Here is a 17,532-nt window from a genome sequence, read left to right on the forward strand (position 1 = left end):
CACCACCCGTCCACAAGGGCTTAGAGAGCGCTCACCAACTCGCTCACCAAACGCAAAACCGCAGGTCAGAACGGGCGCCGCCGCTCACCAACCGTCCGGAAAAAAATCATTCAGAAAGTTGGCGCTCCTGACTGATGTGTGGGTCATCGACGGTCGGGGAGGGCGGGTCGGTGGCCGCCGAGGTTGAGCATCGCCAGGGCGATGAGGGCGTCGGCGGAGTGGAAGCCGTAGGCCATGCGGGTGATGAGTCGGATCTTGGTGTTGGTGGACTCGATCAGCCCGTTGGACAGTTGATGCTCGATCGCGGCGAGGATCCTGGTGCGGTGTTTGACGATGCTCTTCTGGAGTTTCACGAACGCCGGGATGCGGCTGCGTCGGGCCCAGCTGATCCACCGGTCGAGCGCATCGGCGGCCGCGGTGTGGGGTAGCCGGAACACCAGCCGGAGTCCTTCCTTGAGTAGGTAGGCCCGGTACAGGCCCGGTACAGGCGCGGGTCGGTGGCCGCGATCCAGGCGAGCATGGCCTGCTGGTTGGCGGTGAGGTCCTCGGGGTTCTTCCACAGCGAGTACCGCGCGCCCTTCAACGACGTGGCTCGCTCGCTGCCGGGCCGTGGTGGCGCGTCGGCGCGGGGTCGGCCCCGGGGTCGCTTCGGCTCAGCCCTGGCCTGGCGGCGGGCGTCGTTCCATGCCTCGCGGCGCACGACATCAAGCGCGTCGGTGGCCCACTTCACCACGTGGAAAGGGTCAGCGACCCGGACCGCGGCTGGGCACCGCTCGGCGACGATCGCATCGATGAAGTCCGCCCCGTCAGCGGAAACATGGGTGATCTGGGCGCTGCGGTCCTCGCCGAGGAGGTCGAAGAACTCCCGGACCGTCGCGGAGTTGCGTCCGGGTGCGGCCCACACCAGCCGGCGGGTGTCGTGGTCGACCACGACCATCAGGTACTTGTGGCCCTTCTTGTAGGAAATCTCATCGATCCCGATCCGCCGCAGCCCCTCGAACCGGTCATGGACGGCGTCGATGTCGGCCCAGACCCGGGTGATGATCGACCCGACCGTGCGCCATGCGACCCGCATTAGCGTCACCGCGGTCGACTTCGACGCCTGGGTGGCCAGCCAGGCGACCTGGTCGTCGAAGGCGTAGGTGTGCCCGGCGTCGTGGCGGGCCCACGGCACCTGCGCGACCACCACCCCGTGCTCGGCGCACTTCACTCGCGGCGAGTCGGCCTCCAGCATCGCGACCGTGGTGCCCAGGTCCAGCGCCCGCCATCGACGCCGTCCTGTCCCGGCGTCATAGCCCGGACAGCGACGTCGGCACCGTCCGCACCGGCCCCGCTGCCGCGCCACCGGCCGCACATGCGCCACCAACACGCCCGCGGCCTCGTCGAACTCGACCCGCTCGATCACGGTCTTCTCGACCCCGAGCAGACCCCGCCATAGGCTGACATCACCCACGCCGTTCTCCTGTGCACTGGTTCCTGTTTCTCGACAGCTCAGAAACCTAGCCAGGGAACGGCGTGCGGTGCCTCAGGCTCGAACCGGCACCCACAGATGAGTCAGAAGAGCCAGAAAGTTCGAGCTCCGCCGCTTGCGTGGCCCCGAAATCTGGCGTGGCCCCACCAACCGGTGATGCGGGGCCACGTACGACCCTTCTTGTAGCGCCGAGGCGGGCTAGCCGGCGGCCCAGTCCCGCTGATCCATGACGGCCTCGGTGCGGGGCGGGAGGTCCTCGTCGAAGCGGTCCACGACGTTGGCACGGACCAGCTCGTCGGCTGCGGCTCGCCCGGACTCGGCTTCAGCCGCCGCGGCCAGATCGAGCCACGCGACGTCGGAGTAGGGGTTCGCCTTGCGAGCCGCTTCACAGGCCAACCGGACCAGGTCCGTACGGCCTTCGGCCACCGCGCGGGTGGCCAGCACGTGGGCCACCTTCTGGATCGCCGAGCTCATGATGTCGTCGTGTCGCTGTCCCTTGAACAACCACGGGAACCGGCGATCGGTCGAGGCCTCGAAGGGTGCGCCGTCGACCAGTGAGAGAGCGGTGACCAAGTCCCGCTCACCGCCGCCGTCACCCAGCTTGCGAGCCCGGAAGTGCAGACGCCGGAACAGGTCAAAGTCGACGAGCACCCCGCCGGTGCCAGCCACCAGCTGGTAGGTCGGCGCCCCCCGCCGGGCGCCTTCGCTCGCTCCCGCTTCGGGCAGCCAGTCGCTGCCGTCAGGACGGGTACCCAGCAGGTAGCGGGCATCGGTCGCACGGTTCTGGACTGTCCGTGTGGTCTTCCACCCGAACGCGTCGGCGACCCGCTCGCCGGTCACTCCGCGGTCCTGGCAGGCGAGGTAGGCGATGAACGAGATCGTTCCGGCGAGGTTGCTCAACCCCGCCGGATCGCCCCCGCCACGCACCGTGACGTCGACCGGCCCGAGCAGTCGGATCTTCGGACGTGGTGAGGTCTCGTCGAACCAGTCGGCAAGGTCCTCGGCCAGCGAAGTGTCGATCGCCTCGATCTCAGCCAAGGTCTCTTGCGGGATGCTGGGCGCCGCCGCGGCGAGGTCCTCGGTCGTGGTGGCGGCGGTGGCCAGGTACACCTCGTCGGCGTCGGGCAGCAGTGATGAGGGGTCGTTGCCATCGGTGTGCCGCGGCTCGGTGTACTCCTCACGCAGCGACCCGTCGGCGAGTGCGTACTTCCCCAACGGCCCGTCGTCGGTCTCCGGTGCCGGCATCGGCTGGTCCTCGAGATTGCGGGTCGAGGTCAGCAGAGCGGCCATCGCCTCGGCCTCCGAGGCGGGCAGCGTGAACGCCTTGACGCTGATCCCCCACATCGGCAGGAACGCCATCCCGTCCCCCGTCAGCTCGACCGCCGGGGCATCCTCCTCGCCGTGCACGACCACGATTCGCGAGCGTTGTCGCATCGTCAGGTCGTCCACGAGGTCGCCCTCGGGTCGCGACGGCACCACGACCACGACCGGATGAGTGGTGTCCAGCACCAGGCCGTCACGGCGCCGTGTGAGGACGTCAGCGTCAAGGTTCTGCTCGACCTCGTCGATCTCACCGACCAGCCCGGCGGCCCGAGCAAGGGCGACGTCGCGGTCCACCTGACGCAGACGGGTGGGGTTCAGCCCGATGGTCTCCGAACCGAACTGGTCGGCCAACATGACCTCACTGCCCTCGGACCAGGCGTTGACGGCCAGTTCGGCCACCAGGAACCGCGCCAGGTCGGCGACCTGCTGCGGCTCCCCGCCAATCCCGAACGTGCCCAGCGTCTCGAGGTCGAGCAGCCAGGTGCGGCCTCCTTCGTCCTGGCCGATCGTCACCAACGCCGGGTAAGGCGCGGGTTGGGTCTCAAGGTCGGCCTCGAGGAAGGTCCAGCGCGGCAGCATCCAGGCGCGGGCATCGTCGGTGGCCGACCAGCCTTCCGGCACCTCCCCGACTGCTGGATGGGTGAACAACAACGTCAGGTCTTCGCCACCGAGCACGGCGGCCCCGAGCTGGGGCAGCGGGTTGCCCGCGGCGTGGCAGCACGCCGCCACATGCCGCAGCGCACGGTCGAGGAACTCGACGTCGTCTTGGGCATCGGTGCCGTGCTCGACGATGGCCTGCTCGACCGCAGCGAGCTCATCGGGCGTCGAGGCAATGGTTCGACCGATGCGACGGCGACGTAACTGCCTGCGTCGGTTCGCCGCCACCAGACCCAGCGCACCGACCGAGAGACACACTGCGCTCGCCAACAGGGCTCGCAGCGCGGTGATCCCGTCGTCGTGCTCCGGTGCCTGCACCTGATCTGGTGGCGTCGCCTCCGCGGTCGTCGTGTCCGCGCCCTGGGGCGTCGCTGGAGCAGTTGGCTCTACTGGCGCCGCGGGCGTACTCGGGGCCCGCCCCGGGTCCTTCTCCGGGACTTGGTCGGGCGCTTGGTCGGGCGCTTGGTCGGGCGCTTGGTCAGTGTCTTGGGGAGTGGTCTGTTGCTCCCCCGTCGCCGGCCCGTGGGCCTCGTTGGAGTCGGGGCCGGTCTCCCCGGTGTGCCTGCCTTCTGTCTGCTCGTGCCGGTTCACCGACGAGACTCCGGGGAGGACCAGGACCTGCCCCGGCAAGATCAGGTCGGGGTCGGCACCGATGACCGTGCGGTTGGCGTCGTACAGCTCGGGCCAGCTCTCAGCGTCGCCGGCCGTCTCCTGTGCGATCGCACTGAGGGTGTCGCCTGGCTCGACGACATGCTCAGAGACGTGGGCGGTCTGAGCTTCCGGCGTCGGGGCGCCGGGAAGGTTTGTTGCGTCCGCGGGCAGCCGCAGTTCCCAGCCGGCCTCCAGCGTGCGGGGGTTGCTGAAGGTGCGCCCGTCGGGCATCACGCGCCCGTGGTTCAGGTCGGCGATCTCCTGCCACCGGAACCCGTCTCCCAGGTGTGCCTCGGCCAGAGCCCACAACGTGTCACCACGCTCGGTCACGATCGTCGGGTCACCCTGTTGGGTGTGTTGGGCGTGCTCGACGACTGGTGTCGCGCTCGCAGCGGTGGGCGTGGTTGCGGGAGCAGCTGCCTGGACCGCCACGTGGGCCACCGGAGCGAGCGGCACCGCCGGGGCGGCCTCGGCCCGAGCGACGTGCGAGCTCAATAGGGTGGAGGTCATCCCAACGGCCAGCACGGTGTGGACCAGCAGGCGCATGAACCGCTGCTGTCCGCCGAGCGCGATTGGCATCCGTGATGCGCCAGCAGTTTCGTGGCGCAGGGCCGGTGGGATCTCCCACAGCGCGCACAGCACCAGTTGGGCCCACACGAACCAGCCCAGCACCGAGAGCAATCCGAGCACTGCCGAGTTGCTCATTAGCGAGAGCTCGTCGATGCCTCCAGCGGGCCAGGGGTTGCCCACCGCGGCGATCAGTAGGGCAGGAAAGCCCACGAGGATGCCGAGCAGCACCAGCAGTGCGCCGAGCCGTGTGAGAAGTCGGACCATAATGATTCTCTTCCTCCCGGACCTAGTTCGGGCCCGTGATTGACGTGGCGGTGCCGGTTTCGTCGACCGGGAAGCTCTTGAAGCCGATGACTCCCAAGAAGGCGTTGTCGGACTTGCCGGTCACCTCCACCGTGACGTCGAGCCCGTTGATGCTGACCTTCCCTTGCCAGCCGGCCTGGGCGAGGATCTGGTTGGCACGCTGGACCGCGGTGGCTTGGTTGATGCCCTCGGCGCCGTCGCGGACGCCGCGCATCTCGTCGGCGGCCGCCCGCGCTGCCTGTTCGGCGCTGCGGTGGGCGCTGATCCTGCTGTTCATGGCGTTGCCGCCGTCGTAGACCAGGCCTAACAGGATCAAGAAGACCCCTGAGGCCATGAAGATCGTCCACACCGACACCACGCCCCGCTCATCACGAGGCGCCCGTAGGCGCGCCCGGACCCGGGCGCTCAGGCGCCTCACGGGAGTCTCCGGTACTGCTCAATAGGAACCACGGCGGTGGCGGTGAAGTCCTTGGACCCGGGGAGTCCGAATCCGACGACATCGCTGAGGTTCGCGTGGCACGTGACGGTCACCTTGACCTCTCCAGAGGTGCGGAAGTCGGTGCCTGCAAAGGAGACCGTCATCTGGGTGCAGGCCTTGCCCCGGTCGGTCAGGGAGTTCTGGGCCGCCTCACGGCCTGCGATCTGTGCGGCATCGACGTTCTGTTCCAGCGACGCGGCGCGCGCGGCCGCGTAGGCGGCGTCGTCGACCTGGCTGCGGGAGTCGATGAATCGGCCGGCACCAACCACGGTGATGATGAAGCCAACCAGGACGGTCGCCATCAGCAGCAGCTCGGCCGAGGCGTAGCCGCGCTCGTCCTTGGCGCCGTCGAGGCGCCGCCGGCCGGCGGTGGCCCAGGCTCGGAGGCCGCGCGTGGTGCTCATTGGGCGAACCTCTCGCGGGGCACCGTCGCCGTAGCCGACACTCGTTTCGTCATGCCCGGCACCAGGGTCATCACGTCACCGGAGACCGTGACGGTGACCTCGGTCGGGCTCAGCGTGATGGTGACGTTGGTGTTCGACAGGTCGCTGCCTGAGTCGGCGAGGTAGTCTTTCGCAGTCTGTCGACCGTCAGCTTCGGTGCCGTCCCAGGCTGCTGCCGAGACGGCGGACTCACGTGCCGCTGCATGCACGATCCGGTCGTTGTACAGCTGCACGGACCACTGCACGAGCAGCAAGAAGATGAGCATCACGACCGGCATGACCAGCACGAACTCCGGAGCGCCGTAGCCACGCTCGTCGCGCGGGCGCCGGTGCTTCAGTGCCGAGATGCGGGTGCGGATGGTCATCGCTGAGTCGTCCAGGTCGGGTGGCCCCAGGGCTGGGGTCACTGGCCGCCGTTGAGCTCGTTGCCCTTGTTGGTGACGAAGGTCTTCACAGCGATGATCGCCAATGCTGCGATCGCCAGGATGCCGAGCAGGAGCACCAGGTACTCAGGTGCGCTGGCGCCGCGCTCGTCGCGCTGCGCCATCTCCCAGCGCGACCGCACATAGGCGATCGCCATGTGCAGGTGGTTGAACTCGTTCATCGGGTTGGTCCTTTCCGAGGCAAGGGTGGAGCTGGTGGGTTGGTGCGTGAGTTATGCGGTGAACAGGAACAAGACGCGGGCGAGGATCACGTAGGCGGCGGCGACGAGCGCCATGATCATCAAGGTGTTGCGCATCGCATCGGTCGACTTGCTCGCGCGCGCGTTGGCGTCGGCCAGCCGGGCGTCTCGCATCGACTGAGCGCGGGCGATGAGCGTGTTGCGGATGCTGGTGCCCTCGTCTTGGGCCAGGTTCATCGAGGCTCGTAGGTCGATCAGCTCGACCACGCCGAACCGTTCGCCGATCTCTCCGAGCCCCTGCCAGGGCGTCATGCCGTTGGGGCGGGCGTTGTCGATCGCGTCGGCCAGGGTGTGGAACGCCCAGCCGGTGCCCTTGCCGGCGACGTTGGGCAGGGCCTCGGCGTGACTGCTGCCCCCCTCCATGGCCATCACCACCAGGTCGAGGAAGTCCGACAACGCGTCGCACATCTCCTCACGCTTCGCCGCAGCATCGTCGCGAAGCTTCTTCACCTCCGCGATGACGGCAACCACTCCGAAGAGCACACCGATCGCAGGTGCTGCGAGGAGCGGTACCCCAAGGCCGGCGGCGTTGCCCAGGAGCACTAGGACGACCGGGCCCAGCAGGCCGATGAGGAGCCACACCAGCGTCCTGGCCAGCCACTCCTCCATGGGCTGGCCCGTGACGGCAAGATCGCGCTCGTAGGTCTGCAGGTCGTCGGGTCGCTTGGTGCGCAGCTGCTCAGCGAACCACTCCGCGGCCTTGGTCGACCACGACTCCTCGCCCGCCGCCATGTTGCGCTGCGAGCGGCGGTCCGCCCGGGATCGGGCTCGCTCCCATCGGGCTGCCTGGTCGGCCAGCGGTGGCGCGGCGGGGAAGGCGAGCCGCTGCAGCCGAAGCAGGCCCAGCGCTGCGACCGCAGAGGCGATCAGGATCGCGATCATGCCACGACCCCCGTGCTCGCTCCGCCCATGAGTGCCTCGGCACCGGAGAGGAACCGCGGCTGCGGTTCCGGTGCCGCCAGTCGCTGGAGCCGGACCAGGAGCGCTACGTAGGTCCCGGCCAGAACCGCTAGGAGACCCTGTCCGTACAGGGTGCTGTACGGCTCGACCCAGCCGCGAAGGAAGACCGCCTGCAGACCGGCCAGGGCCAGCATGCCCAGCACGACCTGGTTCGACTGACGACGCACGCCGTTGCGTTCAGTGAGCACCTTGCGGCGCATCTCCAGCTCGGCACGGGTGTTGGACGCCAGAGTGGTCAGGACCCGCTTGAGGCTGCCGGCGCGCTGCTCGGCGGTCTGGGAAAGCGCGATCACGACCTTGTCGGCGCCTCGGTGGTCGACCTCGTCGGCAAACGCAGCCAACGCGATCGGCAGCGGGGTCCGCAGGTCAAGAGCGTTGACAAGGTTGCGCAACGGGCGACGCAGCAGCATCGGGGCGCCCTCCAACGTCGCCGGCAGAGCCTGCTCGAGGCCGGACTCGGCGGCGGCGGCATCGCGCAGCGACTCGGTCCAGTTCGCGATCGCCTCGATCTTGGCGACGCTGGTCTTCTCGATCGCCCCAGAGCGGGCCAGCTTGGGCCACAGCAGCACAATCGCTACGGCCATCAGCCCCGCCACCGGCCAGCGGGTCAAGATCCCTACCGCGACGCCCACGATCACGGCGACCGTGACCGACCGGGCTGTCTGCGGGTAGTCGGCCACCTTGCGGCGTGAGGTGACCGCACGTGCCGGCACCAGACTCTTGCCCTGGGCGGTCCGGATCACTCCGATGACACCTAGACACAGGGCCATCACGCACGCGAGGAACAGGCCCATCAGATCTGCCACCTCTCGGCGTCCTCGGTGCCGGTTGCCTCACCGAAGCGCTGGAGGGCGTCTCCTGCGTCGGGATCCCACCCGACCTCCAGGAGCGCCTCCTCGCGCATGATCGCCTTGCGGGTGAACTCGGTTCGGCCGGTGGCCTTGTTGTACTTCCACAGCTCGGTGGTCTTCACGCTGGTCTCGTCGCGGCCGGTGATCTCGCGGATCGACTCGATCACGCGGCGCTGTCGACCCTCGGCGGTGCGGATGCGGCGCATGAAGATGATGAAGTTCAGCGCGTTCGCGATGAGGCCGTTCGTGGCATCGAAAGGCAGCCGCTCTTGGGCCTGCAAGGCGTAGGTCTGGATCTTGCCGATGACATCGCGCGAGGAGTTGGCGTGGATGGTGCTCAACGAGCCGTCGTTGCCTTGGGCCATCGCGTTGAGCATCGTGATGACCTCATCGCCCAGGACCTCGCCGACGATGACACGAGAGGCGCTCATGCGCAGGGAGTCGCGGACAAGGTCCGCCAACCCAACGGCGCCCTTGCCTTCGACGTTCTCCAGCCGCTCCTCCAGCGGCACGATGTCGGGATGCCGCTCAGGGTCCTCGTGCAGCCCGAGCTCGATCGAGCGCTCCACCGTGACCAGCCGCTCGAACGGATCAATCTCTGAGGCCAGGGCGCGCAGCAGCGTCGTCTTCCCCGCGCTCACCGCGCCGGCGATCATCAGGTTCTGACGCGACTTCACCAGCGCCGACAAGAACGCCGCCAGCTCGTGGTCAACGGTCCCCTCGCTGAGGAGGTCCTTGGTCCGCATCGACTCCGGCACCCCAGCCGCGCGTTCCCGCTCGGCCAGACCCGGGACCGGCAGCAGCGTGGCCTTCTTGTGCCGGTGCTTGCGGATCGAGATGGACAACCCGTTGGCGCTGACGCCCTGCACCGCGTGCAGTCGAGAACCATCGGGCAGCCGGAGCGTGACGTGGTAGTTGATCAGGTCGAAGGGGCGAGTCGACAGGCCGTCGTGAGCCGAGATCGTCTTAACGATCTCCTCGAGCTCCTTGTCCGATGACGCGATCGGCGGCAGCTGAGCCTTCGTGCCATCGGCGTAGGTGACGAACACGTTCTGCCAACTGTTGATCACGATGTCTTCGGCCTCGGGGTCCTCCAGCAGCTGGTCGAGGTTGCCGGCACCGAACAACTGGGCCTTCAATGCGGCCTCCAGCCGAAGGCGGGCCCCCTCCTCCAGCGGCGTGCGACCGTCCTCGACGAGCTCGGACTCGTACTGCGTCAGAACCGAGGCCAAGATCGCCTCGGTGTGCTGCCGGGCGTCCTCACCCTTCGGGGTCGGCTTGCCCTGACTGCGGAACTCGGCGAGCGCCGTCGCACGCCGTGCCCCAACCCGCTGCTGAAGCCGCTTGACCAACACCTGGTCAACCTGGACCAACTGCTTCATCTGCAACGGCCGCAGGTTCGTGCCGTTCCCGTTGCTGTGCGTGCCGCTGTACTCCATCACGCCGCTCCCCCACCCGGCGCCGGATACGCCCGGACCCCGACCGCCTGGTTCAGCTGCTCGTTGAGAACCACCGCCGAACGCAGCACCGGAATCTTGGCGTCCTTGCCGCCGACCTTCGCTCCATACATCAGCTCCACACCGTCCGGGTCGAACGCGATCCAGCCGACGCCCGCAATCACGCCCGCAGCGTTGCTGGGCGCGAGCATCTGGCTGACCTCGTCGACAACCCCGCCGGCGATGCGCTTCGGAGTCACGACGACCGGCACGATCACAGGCGGCGCGTTGCGGATGTTCGCCAATACCGGCGCCAACCGCTCCAGACGGTCCTTCAGGTGCATCACCGCGCCCACCTCCGGGCGGGTGACCATCACGACCACGTCGGCGGCGGCCGCGACCGGGATCGTCGGGGACGAGGAGTGGATGCGGCCCAAGTCGGCAACCACCCGCGACGCAGAGTCCCGCAGGGCCTGCGCCAACGGAGCCCAGGTCTTCACCCCGGCTGCCTGCTCGGCCGAGAAGTGCCCCGGCACGATCCGCGTGGACTCGGTGAACTCGTGCGCCTTGCTGGTCACCAGCCCCGGGCTGAGCATCGTGCGAGCCTCACTCGCCAACGTCAACACCGTCGGGGTCGGCGGGAACGCCTCACCCCGTCCACCCGGTGCCGCACAGCGCAGCGCCAGATCGCCACCGTAGGGATCGACCTCGACCACGACCGCCGGCTCGGGCGTCGAAACGCCCAACGCCAGTGCCGTCGTCGTCGACCCGGGAGCGCCACGGTCGCAGCACACCGCGATCAACATCAGCCCTGGCTCCCGGTCGATGCCTCCGCCGACGGCGACGTGCTCGGCTGCGGAGCCAGCGATGCATCGCCATCTGTGATCGGCGCCTGCAGCAGCGTCAACTGCCCCACAGCGCCGTACGCGGCGACGGTCTTCGCGTCTGAGTCGTCAATCAGCAGCGTCACCACCACAGACCCGTCCTGGGCCTGCTTCACCGAGTACACGGTCGCGCCCGCGGCGAGATCCTTCGGGGTGTCCAATGCGTTCGAGTCACCGGCCTGCCCCTGCTGCGGCACGGCGATCGCGTCGACCACCGACCCCGCCTCCAGCGTCGCCGGCACCCGGCCCGCCGGGAGGCTCACCGCGATCAACTGCTGCCCCTGTTGCGGAAGCAGGCTCGTCGTCAACGCGTCCTCAGTGAGCACCTGACCCGGCAGCAACGCCACCGTCGTCCGCTTCCCGAAGACCGAGTCGACATCCGAGACCGGAATCGCGCCGTCAATGCCCGACACACTCCGCGAGACCAACAGCGGGTCATGCGAGGTGCGAACGTCAGCCTCGGTGATCGGGTGCCCGGCCGGGATCGGCTGCGCAACCACGAGGACCTCAGTCACACCGCCCTTGTTCGTGTACAGCCATCCACCGGCGATCACCGCGGCGATGACCACGAGCACACTCACCAGCATCTGGCCGTACTTGCGTGGCGCCTTCGACACCGCCTTCGACAACGAAGCCGCACCCGGCAGCCCACCCGCGAGCTGGGTCGAGCGTCGGTCCGTAGCTCGGCGCGAGGTCCGAGAGTCCAAGCTGGTCAACGGGTCACCACCGTCTGCCGCTGATACACCGTGATCGAAGTCGTATTGCCCGCCGCCGCGAGCACGGCCGGGAGGTCACCGCCCGTGAGTCCCCCGCAGTTGCCGGTGCAGGTCCACGCCAGCGTGTAGTTGATCCGCGCCGACACGGTCCACGTGTCGCCCTCCGGGTCCTTCATCTCGTCGTACGCGTACGAGCAGTTCGTAGGTGCGTCCTCTGGCATCCCGGTCACCCACTCACGCCCGGGCCCGACACAAGAGACCGTGTCCCCGTTGCCCATGTCCCACTGCGTGTACGACGGCGTCGCCGTCAAGGTGACCGTGGCGCCGTTCTGTGACTGGCTCCCAGTGACCGCATGCCACTGCCCGGATGGCACCCACAACCAGTTCTTGTACGAGATGTACGTGTGATAGGTCGGCGGCGGAGCGATCTTCGCGTTCCCCAACTCGTATGGAAGCGTCGCTTGCAGAGTCGTGGCCACGGCGACCGGGTCGACCGGCTGGGTGCCGTTCGCTACCCACCACACCTGACCGGTGCATGTGTTGCTCCCGGCCGCGCACGTGCTGCAGGTCCAGAACTGGCCGTCTGCCGGCGTGATGTTGTTCGCGGCCCAGACAGGGTCGTCAGCTGTGGGCTGGGGATTCTGGGGTTCGGCGTAGCACCAGTGTGGATTTGCCCACCAGGACAAGCCGTTCTTCGAGCAGGGCACGACGGATCCGTCTTGATTATGACATTCGGCCGGCGCGCTTCCGCCGCCACCAGGATTAGGACTTGATCCAGGGGACTGCCCGGGAATGGTGATCGCGATGCAAGCACCGAGATCGCCGTTCCAGCCTGTTCCCGGAGGACAGTCTCCGGGCCCGTCCGCCCAGGCGGGCCCGCTCACTCCTCCGCCGGTGAGGATGGCGGCGACCGCGACAACGGCGACCACGACGCCAGCCAGGCCCGCGCTTATCGACGCTCTCAAGGTGCTGTCGGCGCGCATGGCTCTACTCCTTGGTCGACGTAGCGCTCCTTCATCCAGCCCTTCGTCGTCTTCCGCATCTGAACCTTGACGAGGCGCCGGCTCGGGTCATTGATCTCGTTCACCTGGCCGTTAGTCGTGATGCGCGCGTCGGTGTAGTCCAGGCAGTAGTTGAAGACAACGGACGTGGGCCCGATCTTCGAGGCGCTCGTCCACAGCACCTTGGGTGCTACCTCCATTCGAGCTCCTCCGTTGACGTATGTGTCGAGGAACTGTGAGTGCTCACTCAGCGGTGCCATCGAGTACTTCTCGAAGCCGGCCATCACCGACGGCGTATCGACGCCCTTCCTTGCCGCTGCGGTGTAGAAGGCCCAGTACTCAAGCCACCGGGCCCGAGCCTCCTGGTAACGCTGGAGCTGGGCCGGGCTGAACTTCGCGTCCCAGGTCGGGGTAGGCGATGCGGCGGTTGGCGAGCTACTGACCGTGGGCGTCGGACTGGGGTCGGTCGTCGGGGTGCCGCCACCGCAAGCAGACGCCGTCAGCATGATGGTCGCGACCCCGAGGGCCGAGCCGGTGTGCATATGAAAGCGGCGCATCAGCACCAAACCTCCCGAGTGAGCGAGTGTTGCCTGCTCGAAGCGTAAAGCCGATGTCCACGTCCTCGCGGCGGAGTAAAGGCCAACCTGCGGCTGTCGACGCCACCCATCAGGTCCATGTCGGCTCCTCTCCTCGGCAAGATGCCCTCTCAAACGTGATGGCAACCGTCACGCCGCCGGATCGGACATCCGATCGGGAAATTCCTCTAAGACCCTCTCTTGCGTCGCTCCCGCCGTGCGACAGGCTGGCGGGAGCGACCCAAGCGTCCGACGTGAACGCGGCAGCACCCGGCGGCGATGTCGACGTCGGACGGGAAGAGCACTGGCGCGGCGTGGGGACAGAAGCGAGCGCGGCGGAGTCGCCGGTGTTACTGCCGTCCACCTGACCGCGGAGGTATGCGGCCGGCTCGGTGGCAATGGCAACAGCGTCCTCGTCGAGCAGCCGCGCGGCTCCCCGATGAGTACGTCGCTGGATCGTCTCCACGCTGTGTCCTTCCGAGACGCCCACCCAGGCGGGCGGACGGGCCTTGCGCAGCGGGCCGAATCGGGTATTCGGCCACCTGTTCCGATCTGCAAGGCGGCGTGGACTGCTCGGCGGGCCAGCCGCTTGCTGTACCGTCATGATCACATAAACCCACGCGTTACGCGACCCTTTAGCAATGGGTGTGTCGGGCACAATGCGGTCCATGCCGTCACTGCCCGCTCCGCCCGAGATGCCGACGGAGGTGAAGATCATCATCGATGCGATCGGGCACAGCGTCCGGACCGAGATCCTCCGCCAGCTCTCGGAGCGACCGATGGGCGTACACGAGATCGCTGAAGCGACTGGCACCAAAGAGACAGCGGCCCGCAAGCACCTGGCCATCCTTGAAGAGGCCGGCCTGGTCATCGCCGACACGCCTCCTGGCGAGCGCAAACCAGGCGGTCGCGGTCGCGCCGTGCTGTGGCGAACAAATATCGAGCGGGCCGAAAAGGTCGGGCGAATCTGGGTCAATTACGTGAGCGGACGCCACTCCCCCGTCGCCGAGCAGGACGACCAGGACGCTCCAGGAGCATGACTCCTCGGTTACGTGTCCGATCTGATGGCGCTGGAGTTGCTAATCCCGACGTGAGGTTCTTCCGCGCTCGGACGCATCATCAAGCCGCCGACATCCGACACGACGCCCAGGTCGCAGTTAGAGGTGCCGCTCGCCGAAATGCCCTGGCAAGCATGATGATGAATCAGCATCGCAAGGCAGCCGGCATTCGGTACGTCCTACGCGACAGGAGGTCCGATCATGGCGAGCATTAGCAAGCGCACCATCCGCTGGACGACGCAGGCAGGTGAGGAGCGCACCGGCGAACGTTGGCAGGCGCACTATCGCGACGAGCACGGCAAGCAGCATCGACGGCTCTTCAAGCGGAAGATGGATGCGCAGCGATGGTTGGACGAGACCACGGCCGCAGTCATCACCGGCAACTACGTGGATCCCCAAGCCGGCAAGATCACCTTCAGCCGGTTCTATGCCGACTGGTCACAGCGTCAGATCTGGGTGCCGTCGACCCGGGAGAACGCGGACCACGTGGCAGGATCAGTACCGTTCGCAGATCTGCCGCTGCGGTCGATCAGGCGCTCACACGTGGAGTCGTGGGTGAAGGCGATGAGCACGACGCTCGCACCAACGACGATCAAGACGCGACACGTCATCATCCGGTCAGTGTTCCGGGCGGCGGTAGCTGACAAGCTGATCGCGTCCGACCCCTCCGCGGGAATCACGCTCCCCCGGCGGCGCAAGGCTGAGGCCGCCATGCGGATCCCGACGCCAGACGAGGTTGGCCGACTCCTCGACGCCGCCGACAGCAAGCGCGTGTCTACTCGGAAGGGCTTCCGTGCGTATGTCGCATTGTGCGCCTTCGCTGGCCTCCGCCTTGGCGAGGCCGCCGGCGTTCAGGTCGGTGACATCGACTTCCTTCGACGCCAACTTACCGTGCGCAGACAGCTCCAGCGGGACGGGAGCTCGTTCGCGATCCGGCCTCCGAAGTACGGCTCGGAACGAGTCGTCTACCTTCCGGACGAGCTGGTGACCCTGCTGTCTGAACACGTAGCAGCGTTCACCCCGCAGGGCGAGTCGAGTCGATGGCTGTTCACCGTCGGCACGGAGCCGATGTACGACAACGCAGTCACCTGGCGCTGGCGCGCCACTCGCCAAGCAGCCGGCCTGACCGACGTGCGTCTGCACGACCTCCGCCACTTCTTCGCCTCGGGCCTCATCGCCGAGGGGTGCGACGTGGTAACAGTCCAGCGAGCGCTCGGCCATGCCAGCGCAACCACGACTCTCAACACCTACTCGCACCTGTGGCCGACGGCCGAGGACCGTACTCGAGGAGCGGCCGGCAGCCTCATGCGCACTGCGCTCGGATTGCCGCGTGCACAGTCTGTGCACAGTAGCGACCGCACAGGCCGCTGACCTGCGCAAACGTCTCTGGTTAGTAGTACCAGGGATACGCCGACCAGTCGGGGTCGCGCTTCTCGAGGAACTGGTCGCGACCCTCCTGGGCCTCGTCGGTCATGTAGGCCAGGCGCGTGGTCTCGCCGGCGAAGAGCTGCTGGCCGACCAGGCCGTCGTCGATGAGGTTGAAGGAGTACTTGAGCATCCGCTGCGCGGTCGGGCTCTTGCCGTTGATGAGCCGGCCCCACTCCAGCGCGACGGTCTCGAGCTCGGCGTGCGGCACCGCGCGGTTGACGGTGCCCATGCGGACGCCGTCCTCGGCGGAGTACTCCTGGGCGAGGAAGAAGATCTCGCGGGCGAACTTCTGGCCGACCTGGCGGGCGAGGTAAGCCGAGCCGTAACCGCCGTCGAAGGAGCCGACGTCGGCGTCGGTCTGCTTGAACCGGGCGTGCTCGAGGCTGGCCAGGGTGAGGTCGGAGACGACGTGCAGGGAGTGGCCGCCGCCGGCCGCCCAGCCGGGCACGACGCAGATGACGACCTTCGGCATGAAGCGGATGAGCCGCTGCACCTCGAGGATGTGCAGGCGGGCCAGTCGCGCCTTGTCGATCGGGTTCGGCGGGGCGCCGGCGTCGAGGTGCCCGTCGGTCTCGTACTGGTAGCCGGCCTTGCCGCGGATGCGCTGGTCGCCGCCGGTACAGAAGGAGTGCTTGCCGTTCTTGGCGCTCGGGCCGTTGCCGGTGAGCAGCACGCAGCCGACGTCGGCGCTCATGCGCGCGTGGTCGAGCACGCGCAAGAGCTCGTCGACGGTGTGCGGGCGGAACGCGTTGAGGACGTCGGGCCGGTCGAAGGCCACACGCACCGTGCCGTGCGCCTTGGCCCGGTGGTAGGTGAGATCGGTGAGGTCGTCGAAGCCGGGGACGACGTCCCAGGCCTCGGGGTCGAAGGTGTCGGAGACTCCGTCGATCGCGCTCATGGTGCGTGAGGCTAGCCGCCGCGGCCGCCCACCCCGCCCGAAGGGCGGTGGAATGGTCACCGCGCAGGTGCTGTTCTGGGCGGCATGACCCTCACCGGAGAGTACGAGCCCAGCCCCGAGAAGTGGGTGCGCGACCAGGTCGAGACCTACGAGGCCACGAACGGCGCCGAGGCCAACACCCTGCCCGACCACCCCGAGTGGCCGATCGTCGTCATCACCTCCCGCGGCGCCAAGAGCGGCAAGCTGCGCAAGAACCCCGTCATGCGGGTGGAGAAGGACGGCGTCTACGCCGCGGTGGCCTCCAAGGGCGGCGCGCCCGAGCACCCCGCCTGGTACGCCAACTTCGTGGCCCACCCCGAGGTCGACCTCCAGGACGGCGCCGAGAAGCACACCTACCGCGCCCGCGTCGTCGAGGGCGACGAGCGCGCCGAGTGGTGGGAGCGCGCGGTCGCGGTCTACTCCCCCTACGCGGAGTACGCGGAGAAGACCGACCGGGAGATCCCGGTCTTCGTGCTCGAGCGGGTCTGAGCAGCCGTGGTGTGACGGTGTGCAGGTCGACGCGGTCGATCCGCCTGCACAGCGTCACACCAGCGAAGGTTTCGGCGGCCCACCGCTGAAGGTTCGGCGGTCGGCCGCCGAACCTTTCCGATCCCGGCAACCTCCCACCTGCGCTTGACCCTCCCCCAGGGGCAGGGCCCAGCGTCGTCGCATCGGTGGCGCCGCCACCGATGATGAGACGAGGGGAGGTCGCCATGGAGCGCTGGACGATCGGCGAGTTCGCCCGCCGTAGCGGGCTGACCGTGAAAGCGTTGCGGCTCTACGACGAGATGGGGCTGCTGCGGCCGGCGAGCGTCGACCCGGCCACCGGGTACCGCGGCTACGACGCCGACCAGGTGCCCCGGGCTCGCCTGCTGGCGCGCCTGCGCCTGGCCGGCGTCCCGCTGCGGGACGCCGCGCCCATGCTCGACGACGACGCGGAGGGACGCCGGGCGCTGCTGCTCAGCCACCGCCGTCGGGTCGTCGCCGACCACCGCATCCGGGTCGACCTCCTCGACGCGCTCATCGTCACCTGCGACCAGGAGGTCTCCGCGATGACACGCACCACCGGCACCACCACTCAGCCCACCACCGGGCCCACCACCGGGCC

Annotated in this window: 17 protein-coding genes and 1 pseudogene; 4 read left to right on the forward strand and 14 right to left on the reverse strand. The window is 68.1% G+C overall.

Annotation, left to right across the window (positions count from 1 at the left end; genetic code table 11):
* Positions 1-143: 143 nt before the first annotated feature.
* The 13 genes and pseudogenes from ABD671_RS19450 to ABD671_RS19510 all read right to left on the reverse strand — a co-directional run bounded on the left by ABD671_RS19450 (position 144) and on the right by ABD671_RS19510 (position 12,989).
* Positions 144-1,453, reverse strand: a pseudogene (locus tag ABD671_RS19450) (ISL3 family transposase).
* A 216-nt stretch (positions 1,454-1,669) separates the two neighbouring features.
* The gene (locus tag ABD671_RS19455) at positions 1,670-4,936 is read right to left on the reverse strand and encodes a LysM peptidoglycan-binding domain-containing protein (RefSeq protein WP_344735125.1); all 3,267 of its coding nucleotides are present in this window, start codon (positions 4,934-4,936) and stop codon (positions 1,670-1,672) included.
* Positions 4,937-4,958: 22 nt separating this feature from the next.
* Positions 4,959-5,333 carry a pilus assembly protein TadG-related protein gene (locus ABD671_RS19460; RefSeq protein ID WP_344735127.1) on the reverse strand — a complete coding sequence of 125 codons (375 nt, stop codon included), beginning with the start codon at positions 5,331-5,333 and terminating at the stop codon, positions 4,959-4,961.
* 56 nt (positions 5,334-5,389) lie between these two features.
* Positions 5,390-5,857, reverse strand: a complete 468-nt coding sequence (locus ABD671_RS19465) for a TadE/TadG family type IV pilus assembly protein (RefSeq protein WP_344735129.1) — start codon at positions 5,855-5,857, stop codon at positions 5,390-5,392.
* Positions 5,854-6,261 (reverse strand): TadE family protein, encoded by a 408-nt coding sequence (locus ABD671_RS19470; RefSeq protein ID WP_344735130.1) that lies wholly within the window; start codon positions 6,259-6,261, stop codon positions 5,854-5,856. The genes ABD671_RS19465 and ABD671_RS19470 overlap by 4 nt, the downstream gene beginning before the upstream one ends.
* 38 nt (positions 6,262-6,299) lie before the next feature.
* Positions 6,300-6,500 carry a hypothetical protein gene (locus ABD671_RS19475; RefSeq protein WP_344735131.1) on the reverse strand — a complete coding sequence of 67 codons (201 nt, stop codon included), beginning with the start codon at positions 6,498-6,500 and terminating at the stop codon, positions 6,300-6,302.
* 51 nt (positions 6,501-6,551) lie between these two features.
* Complete coding sequence (locus tag ABD671_RS19480) at positions 6,552-7,460, reverse strand: hypothetical protein (protein WP_344735132.1); 909 nt, start codon at positions 7,458-7,460, stop codon at positions 6,552-6,554.
* Entirely contained in the window at positions 7,457-8,344 is an 888-nt protein-coding gene (locus ABD671_RS19485) for a type II secretion system F family protein (protein ID WP_344735133.1), read from the reverse strand. The genes ABD671_RS19480 and ABD671_RS19485 overlap by 4 nt, the downstream gene beginning before the upstream one ends.
* Positions 8,332-9,828, reverse strand: a complete 1,497-nt coding sequence (locus ABD671_RS19490; RefSeq protein ID WP_344735162.1) for a TadA family conjugal transfer-associated ATPase — start codon at positions 9,826-9,828, stop codon at positions 8,332-8,334. The genes ABD671_RS19485 and ABD671_RS19490 overlap by 13 nt, the downstream gene beginning before the upstream one ends.
* Complete coding sequence (locus ABD671_RS19495; RefSeq protein WP_344735135.1) at positions 9,828-10,631, reverse strand: hypothetical protein; 804 nt, start codon at positions 10,629-10,631, stop codon at positions 9,828-9,830. Before ABD671_RS19495 ends, ABD671_RS19490 begins: the two co-directional genes overlap by 1 nt.
* Positions 10,631-11,338 (reverse strand): SAF domain-containing protein, encoded by a 708-nt coding sequence (locus tag ABD671_RS19500; RefSeq protein ID WP_344735137.1) that lies wholly within the window; start codon positions 11,336-11,338, stop codon positions 10,631-10,633. Before ABD671_RS19500 ends, ABD671_RS19495 begins: the two co-directional genes overlap by 1 nt.
* A gap of 83 nt (positions 11,339-11,421) precedes the next feature.
* On the reverse strand, positions 11,422-12,408 hold the full coding sequence (locus tag ABD671_RS19505; protein WP_344735138.1) for a hypothetical protein: 987 nt from the start codon (positions 12,406-12,408) through the stop codon (positions 11,422-11,424).
* On the reverse strand, positions 12,387-12,989 hold the full coding sequence (locus ABD671_RS19510; RefSeq protein WP_344735139.1) for a hypothetical protein: 603 nt from the start codon (positions 12,987-12,989) through the stop codon (positions 12,387-12,389). The genes ABD671_RS19505 and ABD671_RS19510 overlap by 22 nt, the downstream gene beginning before the upstream one ends.
* A 680-nt stretch (positions 12,990-13,669) precedes the next feature.
* Between ABD671_RS19510 and ABD671_RS19515 the strand changes: the two genes are divergently transcribed.
* Positions 13,670-14,041 carry an ArsR/SmtB family transcription factor gene (locus tag ABD671_RS19515; protein WP_344735140.1) on the forward strand — a complete coding sequence of 124 codons (372 nt, stop codon included), beginning with the start codon at positions 13,670-13,672 and terminating at the stop codon, positions 14,039-14,041.
* A 219-nt stretch (positions 14,042-14,260) separates the two neighbouring features.
* On the forward strand, positions 14,261-15,430 hold the full coding sequence (locus tag ABD671_RS19520) for a tyrosine-type recombinase/integrase (protein ID WP_344735141.1): 1,170 nt from the start codon (positions 14,261-14,263) through the stop codon (positions 15,428-15,430).
* A 19-nt stretch (positions 15,431-15,449) separates the two neighbouring features.
* On the opposite strand, the gene ABD671_RS19525 is transcribed toward ABD671_RS19520, so the two are convergent.
* A complete protein-coding gene (locus tag ABD671_RS19525; RefSeq protein ID WP_344735142.1) occupies positions 15,450-16,385 on the reverse strand; it encodes a 1,4-dihydroxy-2-naphthoyl-CoA synthase in 936 nt (311 codons plus the stop codon).
* Positions 16,386-16,469: 84 nt separating this feature from the next.
* Between ABD671_RS19525 and ABD671_RS19530 the strand changes: the two genes are divergently transcribed.
* Both ABD671_RS19530 and ABD671_RS19535 read left to right on the forward strand, forming a co-directional pair.
* Positions 16,470-16,913: a nitroreductase family deazaflavin-dependent oxidoreductase gene (locus tag ABD671_RS19530; protein ID WP_344735143.1), complete on the forward strand. Its 444-nt coding sequence runs from the start codon at positions 16,470-16,472 to the stop codon at positions 16,911-16,913.
* A gap of 224 nt (positions 16,914-17,137) precedes the next feature.
* Positions 17,138-17,532, forward strand: a 395-nt coding sequence (locus ABD671_RS19535; protein WP_344735144.1) for a MerR family transcriptional regulator, incomplete at its 3' end; no start/stop codon positions are given.

Source organism: Nocardioides fonticola, assembly GCF_039536805.1.
GTDB classification, from domain to species: Bacteria; Actinomycetota; Actinomycetes; order Propionibacteriales; family Nocardioidaceae; genus Nocardioides; species Nocardioides fonticola.